Raw genomic sequence first — 16,140 nt, 5'->3', positions numbered from 1 at the left:
CCGTTTACCTTTTGACAAAAAACGTCCACCTATTCGCTCGCACGTCGTCAGCCCCCTTCACCTGCAGCTAACAAAAAAAGACAGGCCCGCCTGTGAGACAGATCACTTTTCGGCAAACAAAAAAACAAGCCGTGATTCCGGCTTGTCCCGAAGCAGAGCGATATGGCTTAAAAGCCCAGTCGTTGGCGAAATGAACTGGCGTAGGATTGGCTAACCGGCACCCGAGTGCGGTTCTTGTCCTTGATTTCGACGAGAAACGTCGAGTGAAAATGCGGGTGGATAAAGCCAATCGCTTCCAAATTGACCATGTAGGATCGATGGCAGCGGATAAAGCTGGCCGGGGATAAAAGCTGCTCCAGCTCTGTCAGCGAATAGCGGTTCACATACGATTCGGTGGCCGTATGCAGCCAGGTCTTGCCTTCGTGGGAACGAATATAGACGATATCAGCCAAGGGAATCGGCATCCAGCCGTTTTCTCCTTTGCCGATCAGCACCTTGGGCTCCGGCATCAAGCCGGGGATCGGCATGATCTGCTTGGCGTAGATGGCGGTAATACAGCCGATCACGTCGCCTTCGCGGACCACCGGCATTGAGACGCCATAATAAGGGACGCCAAACACGTCTCCTTTCACATACTCGGATACTTTTTTCCGCACGGTGAGCGCCCTGTCGGTGGCAGATCCTTCCCTCACCACGTCGCCCGGTTTGATTTTCAGATCGATGCTGGGACTTGGCTGGTAGTAGATATAGCGACGCTCGTAGGAGATCGCGACGGAGACGCCTTCCGGTATGACTTCTCCCACCAGTTGCAATACTTCCGGCATATCTGTTCTTTCCATACTTCATCCCTCTGTTTGATTTCATGGTTTCTTATTTTATTAAACCATATTTCCGCCCGATCCGAGTCAGAAAACTGGGCTTCGCCAATTATTGGCGACCGCTATCCCTGCGGGAAGAAGAAGGAAAAAAACCGGCATTGCCCGAGGCAATACCGGTTAACCAGCGTGACGAAAACGTTTTGGATGGGTTAGGAGGTTTTGCGGGTTGGTTCCGCATCCTCTGGCTTGTATTCCTTCTCCCAGAAGTCGGCATTCTCGATTCCCAGCTTCACTGGATCGAATACCGGGTCTTTTCCGGCTTTTCTCTGCTCTTCGTAGTCTTTGAGCACCTTCAGCGCCGGTTTGGTCAGGAGGATAATGGCGATGATGTTCAGCCAAGCCATGCTGCCTACCCCAATATCGCCGAGCGTCCACGCGAGTCCAGCAGACTTCACGCTGCCGTAGATAACGACGGCCATGATCACGATTTTCAGAGCATGCTCGCTCCAAATTCTTCTCACTTTGCCGTTCAGATAGGTCAGGTTGGTTTCGGCCATATAGTAGTAAGCCATAATCGTCGTAAAGGCAAAGAACAACAGAGCAATCGCCACAAACGGAGCACCGAAGCCAGGCATGACCGCCTCAACCGCTTGCTGTGTATAGCCGGGACCCGGCTCCATGTCGCCCAGATTGTTTACAATCGGAGCTCCATTTTCCGGAGTAACATTGTACATGCCGGTAATCAGGATCATAAATGCTGTGGCGGAACATACGAACAGGGTATCGACATAAACGGAGAAAGCCTGCACAATTCCCTGTTTCGCAGGGTGAGATACTTCAGCGGCGGCAGCAGCGTGCGGCGCAGTACCTTGACCCGCTTCGTTGGAGTAGATGCCGCGCTTAACTCCCCACATGATCGCGGCGCCGAGGATTCCCCCGAATGCTGCTTCCGCGCCGAATGCGCTTTTGAAGATGAGAGCAATCATGCTAGGCAATTGAGAAATATTAAGAAGAACGATAATTAATGCAACCACAATATAACCAAGTGCCATGAAAGGAACGACGACTTGCGCAACATTGGCAATACGCTTAACGCCCCCGAAAATGATCAAGCCGAGAACGGCGGCCAGGAAAATACCGGTAACCATCGGGCTGATGCCGAAAGCATTTTCCATCCCGGATGCAATGCTGTTGGCTTGCACGCCAGGGAGCAGAACCCCTGTCGCAATCACCGTGACAATCGCGAACAGCAAAGCGTACCATTTCATTTTCAAGCCTTTTTCGATGTAGAAAGAAGGACCCCCGCGGAACAGACCTTGGTGCTTGGTCTTATAGACCTGACCAAGCGTCGCCTCCACAAACCCGGAAGACGCTCCCAGGAAAGCCATGACCCACATCCAGAAAACGGCACCCGGTCCACCATAGGCGATCGCTGTGGCGACCCCGGCGATGTTCCCTGTACCCACGCGTCCCGACAATGCCATGGACAGAGCCTGGAAGGAGGATACGCCGGCTTCGGAGCTTTTCCCTTCAAACATCAGCTTGAACATGTCTTTCAGATGGCGAATCTGCATGAAGCGCGTGGCTATGGAATAAAACAACCCTACACCTAAACAGAGATAAATGAGTGCCTGACTCCAGATGATGTCATTTAATCCGTTTACAAATGCCTCCAAAAAATGACCCCCTCTTTATAAAGTACATATAGTCTTGTTTAATTAGGGGCTGCTGAACGGTTTTCAAACTTCAAAAATGTTTCCAAAAGCAGGAATTCTATAGGAAAGAAGACGGTTTAACCAGGAGACAAAAAAATCCCGCAGCCTACGCTCGAGGTTCATCACCAGGAGCTGAAGCGCGATGACGGTTTCACTTGTTTTCGCAAGGCATGCTCGAATACGGCCAAGCCCATACCTGCGCTTGCCCTCACCAAATTTGCCTTCTATGGCGTTGCGTTTTCGTGCATCTTGTCTTGCGACTCGCCGTTGTTCTGTCGCTTCTTCGCCTTGTACGGGACGGCCAAGCGCCGGACCGCTCAAACGAATGCCATGCGCTTTGCAAAATGCCCTGTTTTGCCGGGTGCGATAGATTTGATCGGCAAGTACCGCCTTCGGGTAACAACCAAAGCGTCTCTTGTATGCTTCTACAGATTCGATCAGCGTCACCCCTTCGTTGAAGCTGTCCCATGATAGACGCTCCAGAAAAGCATAACCGTTCACCATGCTGACCGATACTTTGGCGCCAAACTCTACTCGCGCTTTCGCTTTGCCGCGTACGACCGGGCGGACGTGCGGTTGGTGGATGCTCACGATTCGATCTTCGATCTGATGCGTTTTGCGTTCAAACATCATGCGTTGCTGTCGATACAGTTCCTGAATCACAAGCAAGTCGCGATATTGTTTCCGGCTCAAAAGTGTCAGCGGCTGCCGTGAGGCCATGTTGCGGATAATTTGAAGGTTACGTGCTACATACCGGAGTTGCTTGCCGATCGCTCGACGAATCACCTTGCCGTTTGCACGACGCTGTTTGGCCACGGCCAGGTACTCCTTTCGAGCTTTATCCCGATAAGTCCGTGGTTTGCGGGAACGACCAATCTGTGGAGCATGTAACGTATCGATGATCTCCTCCAGTTTCTCACGCGCCTCGTTCAGCAAGTTCAAATCGGTTGGGTACGCCACATCCGCCGGGGCACATGTGGCATCCAGCAACAAGACACCCTGGTTCGGATCTTCCTCGGATGTTGAGTGACGCTTGGTCGTACGTTTACCTTTGGATTTTGTACCTGATTTTGGTTCATCGTCACGGTCGGAATCTGGAATTGATTTAGCGGCCTCAACCGCGATGATCTCGTTGATTTCACGGAGAACCGGTTCGCCTAAACGTTTGCGAAAATGCGTCATGAGCGACGGGTGGAACGGTGGATGATCCTGATAGCCTTCCAGCCCGATGAAGTATTGCAGATACGGGTTTTCGACAATCTGCTGGACCGTTTCCCGGTCCGACAGTTGCAAACGTTCCTGAATGATGAGTGCCCCGAGAGCGACACGGATGGAAACGGCCTTTTGTCCACGAAACGATATGCGGAAGGACTTGGCATACTTTTTCTCTGCATGTGCCCACGGTACCAACCGAGCCAACTTGACCCAGCGATTTTCTTTACTCAACTTGCCGCCAAATGGCAAGAAAAAATCATCAGGGAGAAGCAGTTGATTTTCACGATGAGAGAGAAATTCGTACATTCAGATCCGCTCCATGTGCAAGGAATTTAAAGGGAAATCGTTGATTTCCTTGCACATGATTTCGATGAAAACGAGGCAAAACCCTTGTGGTTACAATATTTTTTATCTGTTCAGCAGCCCCTAATTATAAAATAATGAATATATTCGCACAACAGAAACCGCTTACATTTTGCAAAAAAAATCGAATTTTCAAATACAAGAAATTTAAGTTAAATAATTTTATACTGAGAAATCACAGGCCTTTTTTCCTTATTCATAAACATTATCGGAAGACAGGACCTAGGGAAACTTTACCTTTTGCCGTCCCATTCTTTTGCCCTTCATCTAATTGCGCATCACCCTCGGCATCAAAATGAAATTTTGCTTGCCTGGATCATCCATCCCCGCGCCGAATTCACCTGCCGGGGGAGAGTCGGCCGCTCCGCCGATTGCTTTGCTCCCAAACAACCTCACTCTCCTGCTTCGGTCCGTACGGAGCAGCAGCGTTATCTCGGTTTTTTAAACAAAAAGAGGTGGCATCAAGCCACCCCTACAATATTAAGTGGGAGGGAAGTAGTAGTGAAGTAACAAACGCGACTCAACAGGCGTACCGCTGCTTAATTGCCAGAGCTGGACTTGGAAGCGTCCGTTTGACCAGCATCTGCATCCGTGCCCGTGGAGGAACTGTCAGCTCCCGTCGAGGCATCCGGCGTAGAAGCGTCCGTCGATCCAGAATCCGAAGCTCCCGTCGAAGCGTCCGGTGTCGTGGCATCCGGTGTAGAGGCATCCGAAGAAGCCGGACTCTCCGTAGACGGAGTGGATTCCGTCGGAGACGTCGAACCAGGGACTGCTGCGCCTCCGTCTTGTTCGGTCGCTGGCTCCGGATTGCTGGACGGCGTGGAGCAAGCCACCAGGCTGCCGGACAAGAGCAGTGCTACTGCCGCCAGAGATATCCATTTCTTGTTCATGATTGAACTCCCCTTTCGTTTGCTTCATTTCGTGCCATCTTTCGGCCACGTCTTTATGGTAGCTGGGAAAAGTGATCAATCTGTGTGGAGAGTGGGAAAAAACCATGAACAAGATATGAAAAAAATATGACCTCCCGCCATCAGGAGATCATACGCTGATCATCCAAGACGGGCAATCGGACCACAAAACGGCTGCCCTTGCCCGGTTCGCTTTCTACGGTTACCTCACCATCGTGAAGCTCGACCAGCTCTTTGACGATGGCGAGCCCGAGTCCCGTTCCCTTGTTTTTCTTGGAGCGGCCGCGATCTACTTTGAAAAATCGCTCCCAGACGCGCTCCTGGTCATCCGCCGAGATGCCGATCCCAGTATCGGAGACGGCGATTTCGACCCAGTTTCCATCCGTCTGGGCAGACAGTGCAATGGTGCCTTCATCCGTAAACTTAATCGCATTTTTCACGAGATTCTTCATAATTTGCACGATGCGGTCTTTATCGGCGTAGATTTTAGGCAGGGTGTCAGGCCGCTCGACAGTGATCTCGATCCCCTTCTCTTCCGCTTCCGGACGGAAGGAGAGCGCCACCTTTTCGATCAGACCTCCGACATCGACCGGGAATTTGGCCAAGGTCAGTTCGTTGTTCTCCAGCTTCATCAAATCCATCAGATCGTCCACCAGGCGACTGATGTGCAGCGTCTCCGCATACATGACGGCGTAGTATTTCTGTCTGGCCTCCTCCTCTTCGACGAGGCCGTCCTGCAAGGCTTCCAGAAAGCCCTGCATCGCCGTGAGCGGGGTGCGCAATTCATGGGAAACATTGGCGAGAAAATCGTTCCGCACCTGCTCCAGATGATGTCTCTCCTGTTCGACACGCTCCAGTCTGCCTGCCAGCGTATTGATCGTCTGCGCCAGGTCGCCAATCTCGTCGGCCGTGTCTACCTTCACGCGCTCGGTGTAATTTCCCCGCCCGATCTCTGCCGTCGTCCGCTCAATCGTACGGAGCGGCCTGGAGATCGACCAGGAGACATAGGAGACCATGGCCGTCGACAGCAGCACCCCGAACAGGGTCGCCCAGAGGATCGTCTCCCTCATATGGGCGAAGGTGCGCTCCACTCCCTCGATGGGGGCGTGCAGGATGATTCCCCCGTACACCTTCTCCCCTTTTCCCCAAGGAATCGCCACCGACAGCATCGGGTCTTCCAGGCCTTCGATCTTCAGCTCGGAGACCGCATTTTTTCCTTTCAGGACCGAATCCGCGATGGAGCGGGCCACGGCTAATCCAGTAAAGACCTCATCCTTCATCGAAGTGGCCACAATTTTTCCGTTTCGATCAAACAGCCAGATGCGCATGTCAAAGGACTCGTCCAGCAATACCAGCGTTCCCAGGAGAGGCTGATTGACCTCGCTGTAGTTCTGGATGGCCGCATTCACTTTTTTGGCATGGCGCAGCATCATTTCCTTTTGGGAATTGTAGATATACTCTTTGGCAAAAAAGGAGATGAGGATGCCGGAAAAGCCCAAGCCGATGAGCACGGTCGCCAAAAAGCTGAACAAGAGGCGGCGAAAAATGCTTTTGGACATCCCCATCACGTGTCATCCACTCCGAATTTATAGCCAATTCCCCAGACCGTGTGGATGCACTCGTAGGGCAGCTTTTGCAGCCGCTGCCTGATTTTCTTGATATGCACATCAATCGTGCGCGCATCGCCGAAATAGTCAAAGCCCCATATCTGTTCGAGCAATTGCTCACGGGAAAAGACGCTGCCCGGCGACCGGGCCATGTGGACCAGAAGATCAAATTCTTTGGGGCGAAAATTGACTTTCTCCTCCGCCGCCGTCACTTCCCGCTTGTCGATATCGATCACCAGCTGGTCAAACACAAGCTGGTTGCAGAGTTCCTCCTCCTGTTTCTCCCGCGGCTGCAACCTTCTCATAATGGCCCGGATCCGGGCGACCAGCTCCCGCGGACTGAACGGTTTGGTCACGTAATCATCCGCGCCCAGTTCCAGACCGAGCACGCGGTCAAATTCCTCGTCCTTTGCCGTCAGCATAATAATCGGTATGTCCCACTTTTTGCGAATTTCTCGGCATGCTTCAAAGCCATCCATCTGAGGCATCATGACATCGAGAACGATCAGATCAGGAAGCTCCTTTTCCGTCAGTTCCAAGGCCTGCTTCCCGTCATTTGCCACTACCAGATCCATTTGCTGTTTGGAACAGAACAAACGGATAATTTCACACACATTGGGATCGTCGTCCGCAACAAGGATTTTGGTACTCGTCATGGTAAGCAACCTCCCTTCTGGGGACAGTACCGCTAGCCGAGAGGCAGAAGAAAAGGGAATTTTATTCATGGTAACATAGAAAATGGTGCTTGGGGACCTGCATAAGTCATGCCGCCATAGTATGATATTCCAAGAAAAGAAAAGGATGTACGGCTTGGGCCGTTCATCCTTTTTCTGCATGATTTTTACTCCATGATCGACAGCAGCTTGCATACGCCGTGCTCGGCCTCATCCCGCTGCTTCCCGGAGAGCCGTGTGAGCAGATCCAATGCCGCATACGGCACCTTGAGCGCGTGTGGATCCCGATACGTCTTCTCCCAATACGCCGGGGCGAAGACCGATGCAAACGGCGGCGTCTGCACCCGCTCTGCCCGGAGATGATCCGGCATTTGACGGTTCAGATGCATTTGAATCCGGTGGCAGACCATCCCCGCCTCCACGATGTCGTTGTACCCAAAGCGTTCCAGATCGGTAAGCGCTTGGGCAAAGGTAATGCTGTGCTCAATCTCTCCGGCAAAATGGTACATGACCCCGTCTATCTTGCGCCCTTTGACCACCGTATGCAGCTCGCCGAAGGTGCGCTCCGCCATCTCCCGCGTATCGCGGTAAGGCGGAAGGAATGGGGCCACCTCCGCTTCCGTCACGGAAAAGTAGTCGGGGATGCCAAAGTAGCGGTTTGCTCTGTCCTGGGTGGTCAACTCCAGCACATTCACCAGGCCGTCCACGATCTCGGCAGTGATGAGGGCGGGCTTTTCCCGCAGCGCTTTGAGAGCGAGAACACCCAGCGCCAGTCCGTGCCCGGAGGTTCTCAGCTGCTCCGTGTTGCGCCGGATTCCCTGAATCACACGCTCCAGCAGATGGGGCTCCGGCTGGGATTCGTGCAGCGGCCGATACCACTGTGGATTTTGGCGCAGGAAGCCGTCTCCGATCCGTTCAATCCCCCGCTGCACATGCTCCGGCAAGGCATGCTGCCGGTTCATGAAATACCCGGCCAGCAATGCCGCGCCAAAATGCGCAAAAAACCAGCCTTCTCTGCCGCCACGTGCCATCCCGAGCAGTCCCAGCTCCAGGTAAGAATCCAGACGATTCATAGACATGCAACTCCCTTCTTTTGGTAAATTGATTATATAACATACATAACTGTTTTTAAAGTATAAAAATTCGGAGGTTTCTGTTGTCGCTCCAGTCGAGTTCCCTGTCTGTGGGGCAGTGAAAGGAGCATGTCTCCCCGCGGCGCGACACGGGAGCTGAGCCGAGCAAAAAAGCGATTCACTGTGATCCCTTCGCAAAAAAAACGCCCCGCCTAAAAGGCAGAGCATCCGTTTGCATCTTTTTCCCTACGCCCGCTTCCGGCGCAGCTGATAATACGTCACGGCCAGCGCGAGCGCCAGCACGATTCCTTTTACAATATCATAGGCGTAGTAGGGCAAATTCAGCATCGTCATCCCGTTCAGCAGCACCCCGATCAGGATCGCGCCGACAAAGGTGCCCAGCACATTGGGCTTGCCCACGCCAAAGACGGAAAACCCGACAAACGCGGCCGCCACGGCATCCATCAGCAAAGAACCGCCGCTGCTCACCTGGCCGGTCCCGATCCGGGCCGCGAGCAGCATCCCGCCCAGTCCGGCAAACAAAGCGGACAAGACGTAGGCCCAGGTGCGGTAGCGATTCACGGGAATCCCGGACAGGCGGGCCGCCTCTGCATTCCCCCCGGTCATGTACAGCATACGTCCCTGGCGCGTATAGGTCAGATAGATATGGGTCGCGGCTACCAGCAAAAAGGTCAGCACTACCGGCACGGGAACGGAGAAAATCTCTCCCTGCCCCAGCCAGAGGAACCATTCCTGAAATTTGCCCGGCGCGGTCGTGCCGTCCTGCATCGGCATGTTGGCGTAGATGGAGTAGCCCTTTGAATAGGTCATATGCACGCCGTTTACGATGTAGAGCATGGCCAGAGTGGCCAACAGGTCGGGAATCCGGATTTTGACGACCAGCAATGCGTTGAGCAGCCCCACGACGACCGCCAGCGCAATCGGGATCAGCAGGGTAGCCGCCGGACCTTGCTCGTGCCAGACCATCATCGAGGCGGAGACCACGGTGGTCAGGGAAACGGTCGAACCGACGGACAGGTCAAAGCCCCCGACGATCAGGGAAAAGGTGACGCCGATCGCGACAAACGTCACGATGGAGATCGAACGCAGGATGTCGGTGATGTTTCCATAGGTAAAGAAATAGGGATTGGTCAGACTGAAAAGCAGGATGACAATGGCGATGACGGCCACCGTTCCGTATTTATAAACAATATCAAACAAACTGAACTTTTTCGCTTCCATGCCTACTCACCTCCGCTGGCGTAATACATGATCAATTCCTGGGTCGCCTCTTCCCGGCTCAGTTCACGGACGATCCGGCCTTCGAACATGACGAGGATGCGATCCGCGATTCCCAGCACCTCGGGAAACTCACAGGAAAAATAGAGGATGCCTTTTCCCTCTTGAGCCAGTCTGCCGATCAGCCGGTAAATCTCGCTTTTTGCTCCGATGTCGACCCCCTTGGTCGGCTCGTCGAACAAAAAGAGGCGGGCGTCTGTTTCCAGCCATTTGCCGATTGCTACCTTTTGCTGGTTGCCGCCGCTCAGATGGCCGACAGGCTGGCGGATGTCAGCGGTCTTGACGCCGAGTGTCCGCACGATCTCCGTGGCCTGGATCGACTCCAGTCTCTTTTGGATAAATCCGTTGGGCGCCCACTTGGCCAGGCTCGCTACCGACAGATTGTGCATCACCGATTCCTCGACGAAAATCCCTTCCTTGCGCCTCTCCTCCGGCACGAGCACAATTCCCGCCTCGACGGCGTCTTTTGGCGAGCGCAGGCGCAGCGGACGTCCGCCCATCCGCAGCTCTCCACCCTCCCAAGGATCCGCTCCAAACAACAGACGGGCCAGCTCCGTTTTGCCCGCCCCGACCAGGCCGACTACCCCGACGATCTCCCCTTCGCGCACCTGCAGATCGGCCTCGCGAACCTTGCCCCCTCTGGCCTTATGCACCTCGAGGATGGTCTTGCCGATCGGCACCTTGGCCTTGGGAAACTCCTCGTCAAAAGACTTGCCCAGCATCGAAGAGATGACTTCGTCGATATCGGTGTCGCCCGTCTCTTTGGTCGAGATGTGCTGCCCGTCCCGCATCACCGTGATCCGGTCACAGATTTGAAAGATTTCCACCAATCGGTGGGAGATATAGATGATGCCCATGCCCGCCCGCTTGCACTGCTCGATGATGGCAAATAGCCGTTCCGTCTCCTTGTTGCTGAGCGGCGCCGTCGGTTCGTCAAAAATGATGAATCGGGCCTGCTGAGCAGCGGCACGGGCAATCAGAATCAGCTGTTTTTCCGACAGGGTACAGGCCTCCACCTGTTTTTTCACCGGAATGGAGAAGCCAAATGTCTGGAGGATCTCCTCGGCTTGCTGATAGAGGCGGCTCCAGCGAATCAAGCCTTTTTTCTGTACCTGCTGATCCAGCAGGATGTTTTCGGCTACGCTCAGGTACGGGATCAGGGCCGTATCCACCTCTTGGTAGACGCACTCAATCCCCAGCTGCTTCGCCGCTTGCGGCGACTGGATGGCGCACTCGGCGCCGTCGATCAGAATGCGCCCCGCATCGGCCTGATAGGCACCGGTCAATATCTTCATCAAGGTGCTTTTCCCCGCTCCGTTGGCTCCGAGCAAGGCGTGCACTTCTCCGGCCCTGACTTCGAAGTCGACCGACCGGAGCGCCGGCACGCCGGAAAAGCTTTTGGAGATGCCGTTCATTTGCAAGGTCGTCATTTCTCTCTCCCCCTCCTTTAATAAGGAAGAATCCCGTTGATGAAGGATCAACGGGAATAAGTTGCACCGAATCTACTGGATCACTTGCCCCATTCGCTTACGTACTGCGACAGCTCGCCCATCGTGATTTTTTTATCCGTCGGCAAATCCTCGCGTTTGACCAGCACCGGGTTCAGCTTTACGCTGTCGGGGACCTGCTCGCCCTTGATTTTTTGGAAGACCGTCTGCGCCTGGATGCGTCCGATATTGCCGGGATCCACGGCCGCTGTCGCGACCCAAGACGTAGACGGATCCTGAATGAACTGCAAATCCTCGTCGCTGAGGTCGATGGAGTAGACTTTGATCTCTGTGCGGCCCGCCTGCTGAATCGCGCGAGTCGCGCCTTTGGCGAACTCATCCCAGGAAGCCCACACCGCCGTGATGTCCCCTTTGTTCGGGTACTTCTTGAGGATCGCTTCCATCTGGGATTGCGTGTCCAGCGCCGTATTGTTGGTCGCGCTGCCGAAAGCGGCGATTTCTTTGATGTCCGGATATTTTTTCAGGAACGCTTCATAGGTGATTTGCCGCTTTTCCATCGGGGCAAAGCCGGCCACCCAGATTTTCACGATATTCCCTTTGCCGCCGGTATCCTCGGCCAGCTTCTCCAGGCTCAGCTCGGCCAGCTTCTGGTCATCCTGCTCCACCACCGGTACGCCCGGCAGTTTGATGTCTGTATCGAACAAGACGAGCGGGATGTTTTGTTTGACCGCTTTTTCCGCTCCCTGCTGCAGCGCTTCGGCTGTACCGTGGTCGATCAAAATGCCGTCAAAGCGCTGGTTGACCGCCGCATCCAGATTGGAGGCCATCTTCGCCAGATCCGTATCCGCATTGAAGACGGTCAGCTCTCCGCCGTTTTTCTCCACTTCCGCTTTGACGCCAGCGATGTACTGGGCCGAGAAGGTGCCGACGTTTTGGCGCATGACGAGCGCGATCCGTTTTGGCTTCTCGCCGGAGCTGCCGCCCTCTCCGCCGTTGCCTCCTGCTGTGCTGTTTCCGCCGCCGCAAGCCGTCAGCAAGAGCGAGACAGACAGAATCCATGCGCCAATCACACTAAACCTCTTTTTCATACCGGAAAACCCCCTTTTACTTATGCAACGATGCGTTTCTCCGTCCCGAGCCGGTACAGATGACAACCTTTTTCCCCATCAAAAAAGCCCCTTTCCAAATGAAAGGGGCAGAATATCAAATATCATCCGCGCCTCTCATCTGTCAGGTATTGCTACCTGTAGGAGTTAGCACCTTGGCGCCGAAGAAAGTCATTTCTTCCGTGCTAGGTTGCCGGGCTTCATCGGGCCAGTCCCTCTGCCTTCTCTGGATAAGAGTCTTATTCTTGTATCAATGCTTTTGTATATACAGAATATAAAGGCTATTCTCCCCTCCTGTCAACAAGGATTTTCTTTTTACATTTGCTTGTAGTCTACCTTCGTAACCTTCCAGCCGTAGGGATTGGACGAATCCGGTTCAAACAGGTACTCCACCTGGTAATTCCCGGTCAACGCATTTTGGTAGTTGCCGACGATCCAGATGCGGTTGCTGTGGTTCTCATCTTTTTTGACCGTCAGGCTGCCGGTGTAGTCATGCAGCGGCAGTGGCGCGATCTCCTGCAAATTGCGCTGGGCGCTTCTCGAGAAATACTGCTCGAGCAGCGTCTGGTCCTGCAGCTGATACGCCCGATTCGCCACGGTGAGGTAGAGGTTGGCGATATTCTTCTGACGCAGCTGGCTTTCCTTGAACTGCTTCGGGGCGTCCGCCTGCAAGAAATCATGCAGCCGCTTCAGTACGACGGCAAACTGGGCGCGCGTCATCTGCTGCTTCGGTTCGAACGTCTTGTCAGCCGTAAACAGCTTGAATTCGGCGATGGCCGCCGCGTAAGGAGACGAGGTATCCAGGTATTTGCTCTCCTGCTTCCAGGTGTAGTAGCCATGGAAGTACGGCTCCACCTCACTGGGCTTGAAGTTGATCGGCCGCATCTTGTAAGGGGCCAGGACGTGGAAGAGGATCATGCTCGCTTCCTCTCTGGTCAAAGGCTGCTGCAAATACTGCTCGGACAGCCACCATTCCGGGTTTTTCTTCAGCGGCTGCTTCATGCCGCCGCGGTCCGACAGATGCAGATAGTAGAGCATGCTCTCGCCCGGATCAAATGAATTGACAAAGCCGGTCTGGACATCCAGCATCACGCGCATGTTCGCGAGCAGCGTTTCCGTCTCCTGCTTGTAGGAGAAGCGGTGATCGATGTGAGAATTCGGCTTTCCTGCGGCCACCGGTCCGTACACCGTTTCCAATACCCGGTTCAGGAGCGCCAGGGCTTCTCCCCGCGCCATCGGGCGGTCGGGATGAAAATTGCCGTATTTGAGCCGGTACACCTCTAGTTTGCTTAACGCTTCGATCTCCTTCTGCGCCCAGTGACCCTGGATATCCTCATAGTAAGCGGCTGAGGCGGCCGGAACGAACAGGGATTGTATGCAGAGACCAAGCACCAAAATCCAGAAGAGAGAACGTTTGCCCATATCGGAAAATCTCCTTTCTTTTGTCCAAACAGGTAATGGTTGAACGGTTTGATTGACTGGTCTGTATGTTTGGCAAGCGATTAATTTACCACCGCTCCGGTTTTATCGATGGTGATCAGCTTTCCGTCCTGCTTGACCTTCGCGGTCCCGCCTTGGAAGGGGGCGGCGTACTCGTACTGAAAGCCGATGACCAAAGCCCCCTGCGTGTTGATGTAGCCGAATTTGCCCCCTTTTTTCACCACGGCCAGCCCCTCCGAAAAGGCAGCGGCGTGATCATACTGGTAAGAGATTGCCAGCTCTTTGTCAAACGGGTTGATTTGCTTCACATACCCCCACTTGCCATCTTTTTGGACGGGCTGCAGGATCGGCTCCTGTGCCGCGGCTTTGTTCGGCGGCGGAGCAGGCTGGGCCGGTTTGGGGGGCGGCTGGGGAGCTGCGCTCGCCTGTGCCTTCGGCTGCTCCATCTTGCCGGATGCGGCGTTTTTCTTGGGTGATGCGCTCTTGGGACGTGGGGGCGGCTCCTTTTTCGCTGCGGCAGGTGATGCTGTCTGAGCGGCGACCGGCGGGACGGGCTCGGGTGTCGGCTCCAGAGGGGGGCCCGCCACGAGCGGCGGCTCTACCGGAGAAAGTTCTGCAGGGAGCGCGGCCGGCGGCTCGGCAGGAGGAGCAGGCGGGTGCTCGCCGGGCTCGCCTTTCAGAGCGGATGCGATCTCGACGGCGGCCACCGCCTTCTCCTTGGCGAGTCCAAACAGCGAGGTGCCCTTGCCGCTCGATTCCCCTGCGGACGACGGCCCCTCCGGCGGGGGCGAGGGGACCGAGGCCGCAGGAGCCGGCTGCTCCCTGTCGGCTCCTTTCTCCGCACCTTTCTGCGAGAGCGCGTACCCGTTGATGGTCAAGGTGACGGCCACGAGCGCCGCTCCGATGATCATGCTTTTCCGTGTGCCGCCGCTCCTTTTCTTCTTGGCGGGTCCGGTCGCGACCACATCGATATGCGTTTCGGTACGCTACTCGCCGTACTGGGCGAGGACCGTCATCGTCCCCACGACGGCGACCGTGACCGCTCCGCTCTTGCTGATCGTACCGATCTGCGGCTGCTCGGTACTCCATCGAACGCGTTCGGTAATCTCCTCCTCCCGGCCATCCATCCAGACGAGATAAGCCTTCAGCTGGGCGGTCTGACCGGGATGCATCTCCAAAACAGCCGGTTCGACTTTCATGTAATGCGTGACGGTTCCCGGCTCATGCAGTTGTTCCGACATGCGTACACCCCCCTGAAAGCGCCTTGCGCTTGATAGAAAAATCCAGAATTGTTATGATGTAGGATACAAAAGCCCGAAAGTGGGACGAAATCTCCAGACGAAAGGCATGTTTATGAAAATTTTCAATATAACCAAAAGGCAGTGGATCGCTGAAAACGCGGCGTGCGCGGACACGGCTGTCAAAAGACTGGTCGGCCTGCTCGGAAAGTCCACGCTCTCTCCGGGGGAAGCCTTGGTGATCCGTCCCTGTCAAGCTGTTCATACCTGGTTTATGCGGTTTTCCATCGACTGTCTGTTCGTCGATCAGGAGGGAAAAATCGTCCACCTGATTTGCGACCTGGCACCGTGGAGATTTTCTCCTTTTATCAAAAACGCCGCCTGTGTGATTGAACTGCCTCCGCACACGATTTCAGCCACCGGCACTGAAATAGGCGATCGACTGGAAATGACCAAATCGTGAAAGGAATCAAATCATGATGATTATTCAACCGATCAATATCCACCCTCAGCCCATTTCAGCCCTCCTGGTTCACGCCCTGCAGATCGGAAAACGCATCTGGCTGAGCCAGTTTCCCGTTCTATTTCTGGTCGCGTCCCTTCTGTACTGGTCGCAGCAGGGACTGGCGGATTGGGCGCTTTCGAAGGGATGGCACTCATCCTTTGTCCCTCTGATTACGGCACCGGTAAGTGTCTTCTTCACGAATCTCTACTTGGTGTATGTAGCCATCGTCTTGAAGCGATCCGATTCCGGCATCCACTGGGATCAGCAGCTCCAGGCCGTATCGGCCACGGCGGTCCTGCTGCCCACCGTGATTCTCGCCAGTCTGCTTTCCTTCGCGGCGATCTTTCTGGGAACGATCCTGCTGATTATCCCCGGCTTGCTGCTGCTCCTCTGGTTTACGGTGTTCCCGCAGATTGCCGCATTTGAACGAATCGGAGCGATGGCTTCGCTCAAGCGCAGTCTCTTTTTAGTAAAAGGCTCTTCCCTCCGCGTAGCGGGCCTTTTGCTGGCCTTTATCGCCATACGCCTGGTTCTGCAACTGGTTCCGGAGCTGCTCTTCCCGACAGCAGCAAGCCAGCCGGGTCTGACCTTCTCGCTTTTCATCATCAGCGAAATGCTGATTCTCCCCTTTGAAGGAGCGGCCTACTACCTGCTCTATCTGGAGCTGCGGGCACGCAAAGAGGCTTTCGATTACGAGGTGTACCGGGAAGAAGCCAAGGCCGGGTAGATGC

General features: G+C 54.7%; 16 protein-coding genes and 1 riboswitch. Of the genes, 2 read left to right on the top strand and 14 right to left on the bottom strand.

Annotation, left to right across the window (positions count from 1 at the left end; all coding sequences use genetic code 11):
* Window positions 1-167: 167 nt before the first annotated feature.
* The 14 genes from JD108_RS01980 to JD108_RS01920 all read right to left on the bottom strand — a co-directional run bounded on the left by JD108_RS01980 (window position 168) and on the right by JD108_RS01920 (window position 14,907).
* On the bottom strand, window positions 168-839 hold the full coding sequence (locus JD108_RS01980; protein WP_198828347.1) for a LytTR family DNA-binding domain-containing protein: 672 nt from the start codon (window positions 837-839) through the stop codon (window positions 168-170).
* Window positions 840-1,027: 188 nt separating this feature from the next.
* Window positions 1,028-2,494: an alanine/glycine:cation symporter family protein gene (locus tag JD108_RS01975; protein ID WP_198828346.1), complete on the bottom strand. Its 1,467-nt coding sequence runs from the start codon at window positions 2,492-2,494 to the stop codon at window positions 1,028-1,030.
* 63 nt (window positions 2,495-2,557) lie between these two features.
* A complete protein-coding gene (locus JD108_RS01970; protein ID WP_198826818.1) occupies window positions 2,558-4,054 on the bottom strand; it encodes an IS5 family transposase in 1,497 nt (498 codons plus the stop codon).
* Between the two features lie 324 nt (window positions 4,055-4,378).
* Complete coding sequence (locus JD108_RS22525) at window positions 4,379-4,501, bottom strand: hypothetical protein (RefSeq protein WP_267459288.1); 123 nt, start codon at window positions 4,499-4,501, stop codon at window positions 4,379-4,381.
* A gap of 149 nt (window positions 4,502-4,650) precedes the next feature.
* The gene (locus JD108_RS01965) at window positions 4,651-5,001 is read right to left on the bottom strand and encodes a hypothetical protein (RefSeq protein ID WP_198828345.1); all 351 of its coding nucleotides are present in this window, start codon (window positions 4,999-5,001) and stop codon (window positions 4,651-4,653) included.
* Window positions 5,002-5,141: 140 nt separating this feature from the next.
* Window positions 5,142-6,587 (bottom strand): sensor histidine kinase, encoded by a 1,446-nt coding sequence (locus JD108_RS01960; protein ID WP_198828344.1) that lies wholly within the window; start codon window positions 6,585-6,587, stop codon window positions 5,142-5,144.
* Window positions 6,584-7,282, bottom strand: a complete 699-nt coding sequence (locus JD108_RS01955; protein ID WP_198828343.1) for a response regulator transcription factor — start codon at window positions 7,280-7,282, stop codon at window positions 6,584-6,586. The genes JD108_RS01960 and JD108_RS01955 overlap by 4 nt, the downstream gene beginning before the upstream one ends.
* 185 nt (window positions 7,283-7,467) lie before the next feature.
* Window positions 7,468-8,379: a hypothetical protein gene (locus tag JD108_RS01950; RefSeq protein WP_228728262.1), complete on the bottom strand. Its 912-nt coding sequence runs from the start codon at window positions 8,377-8,379 to the stop codon at window positions 7,468-7,470.
* A gap of 240 nt (window positions 8,380-8,619) precedes the next feature.
* The gene (locus JD108_RS01945; RefSeq protein WP_198828342.1) at window positions 8,620-9,615 is read right to left on the bottom strand and encodes an ABC transporter permease; all 996 of its coding nucleotides are present in this window, start codon (window positions 9,613-9,615) and stop codon (window positions 8,620-8,622) included.
* Window positions 9,616-9,617: 2 nt separating this feature from the next.
* On the bottom strand, window positions 9,618-11,102 hold the full coding sequence (locus JD108_RS01940) for a sugar ABC transporter ATP-binding protein (RefSeq protein ID WP_198828341.1): 1,485 nt from the start codon (window positions 11,100-11,102) through the stop codon (window positions 9,618-9,620).
* Window positions 11,103-11,182: 80 nt separating this feature from the next.
* Window positions 11,183-12,208 (bottom strand): sugar ABC transporter substrate-binding protein, encoded by a 1,026-nt coding sequence (locus JD108_RS01935; RefSeq protein WP_198828340.1) that lies wholly within the window; start codon window positions 12,206-12,208, stop codon window positions 11,183-11,185.
* A 132-nt stretch (window positions 12,209-12,340) separates the two neighbouring features.
* Window positions 12,341-12,463, bottom strand: a riboswitch (SAM riboswitch).
* 78 nt (window positions 12,464-12,541) lie between these two features.
* Window positions 12,542-13,648 carry an S-layer homology domain-containing protein gene (locus JD108_RS01930; RefSeq protein WP_198828339.1) on the bottom strand — a complete coding sequence of 369 codons (1,107 nt, stop codon included), beginning with the start codon at window positions 13,646-13,648 and terminating at the stop codon, window positions 12,542-12,544.
* Between the two features lie 80 nt (window positions 13,649-13,728).
* A complete protein-coding gene (locus JD108_RS01925) occupies window positions 13,729-14,577 on the bottom strand; it encodes a WG repeat-containing protein (RefSeq protein ID WP_198828338.1) in 849 nt (282 codons plus the stop codon).
* Window positions 14,578-14,652: 75 nt separating this feature from the next.
* Window positions 14,653-14,907, bottom strand: coding sequence for an Ig-like domain-containing protein (locus JD108_RS01920; protein WP_198828337.1), 255 nt, complete (start codon window positions 14,905-14,907; stop codon window positions 14,653-14,655).
* 112 nt (window positions 14,908-15,019) lie between these two features.
* On the opposite strand from JD108_RS01920, the gene JD108_RS01915 reads away from it, so the two are divergent.
* Window positions 15,020-15,367 carry a DUF192 domain-containing protein gene (locus JD108_RS01915; RefSeq protein ID WP_198828336.1) on the top strand — a complete coding sequence of 116 codons (348 nt, stop codon included), beginning with the start codon at window positions 15,020-15,022 and terminating at the stop codon, window positions 15,365-15,367.
* Between the two features lie 13 nt (window positions 15,368-15,380).
* Entirely contained in the window at window positions 15,381-16,136 is a 756-nt protein-coding gene (locus JD108_RS01910; protein WP_198828335.1) for a hypothetical protein, read from the top strand.
* Window positions 16,137-16,140 lie beyond the last annotated feature (4 nt).

The sequence above is a fragment of the Brevibacillus composti genome, assembly GCF_016406105.1.
Lineage (GTDB): Bacteria > Bacillota > Bacilli > Brevibacillales > Brevibacillaceae > Brevibacillus > Brevibacillus composti.
Note: the sequence above shows the minus strand (reverse complement) of the source record. Positions and strands in the feature narration are given on the sequence as shown.

Coding starts and splice junctions, on each gene's coding strand:
- JD108_RS01980 (WP_198828347.1), bottom strand. CDS start 839: ATGGAAAGAACAGATATGCCGGAAGTATTGCAACTGGTGGGAGAAGTC.
- JD108_RS01965 (WP_198828345.1), bottom strand. CDS start 5,001: ATGAACAAGAAATGGATATCTCTGGCGGCAGTAGCACTGCTCTTGTCC.
- JD108_RS01950 (WP_228728262.1), bottom strand. CDS start 8,379: ATGTCTATGAATCGTCTGGATTCTTACCTGGAGCTGGGACTGCTCGGG.
- JD108_RS01970 (WP_198826818.1), bottom strand. CDS start 4,054: ATGTACGAATTTCTCTCTCATCGTGAAAATCAACTGCTTCTCCCTGAT.
- JD108_RS01930 (WP_198828339.1), bottom strand. CDS start 13,648: ATGGGCAAACGTTCTCTCTTCTGGATTTTGGTGCTTGGTCTCTGCATA.
- JD108_RS01940 (WP_198828341.1), bottom strand. CDS start 11,102: ATGACGACCTTGCAAATGAACGGCATCTCCAAAAGCTTTTCCGGCGTG.
- JD108_RS01935 (WP_198828340.1), bottom strand. CDS start 12,208: ATGAAAAAGAGGTTTAGTGTGATTGGCGCATGGATTCTGTCTGTCTCG.
- JD108_RS01910 (WP_198828335.1), top strand. CDS start 15,381: ATGATGATTATTCAACCGATCAATATCCACCCTCAGCCCATTTCAGCC.
- JD108_RS01955 (WP_198828343.1), bottom strand. CDS start 7,282: ATGACGAGTACCAAAATCCTTGTTGCGGACGACGATCCCAATGTGTGT.
- JD108_RS01925 (WP_198828338.1), bottom strand. CDS start 14,577: ATGATCATCGGAGCGGCGCTCGTGGCCGTCACCTTGACCATCAACGGG.
- JD108_RS01915 (WP_198828336.1), top strand. CDS start 15,020: ATGAAAATTTTCAATATAACCAAAAGGCAGTGGATCGCTGAAAACGCG.
- JD108_RS01945 (WP_198828342.1), bottom strand. CDS start 9,615: ATGGAAGCGAAAAAGTTCAGTTTGTTTGATATTGTTTATAAATACGGA.
- JD108_RS01920 (WP_198828337.1), bottom strand. CDS start 14,907: ATGTCGGAACAACTGCATGAGCCGGGAACCGTCACGCATTACATGAAA.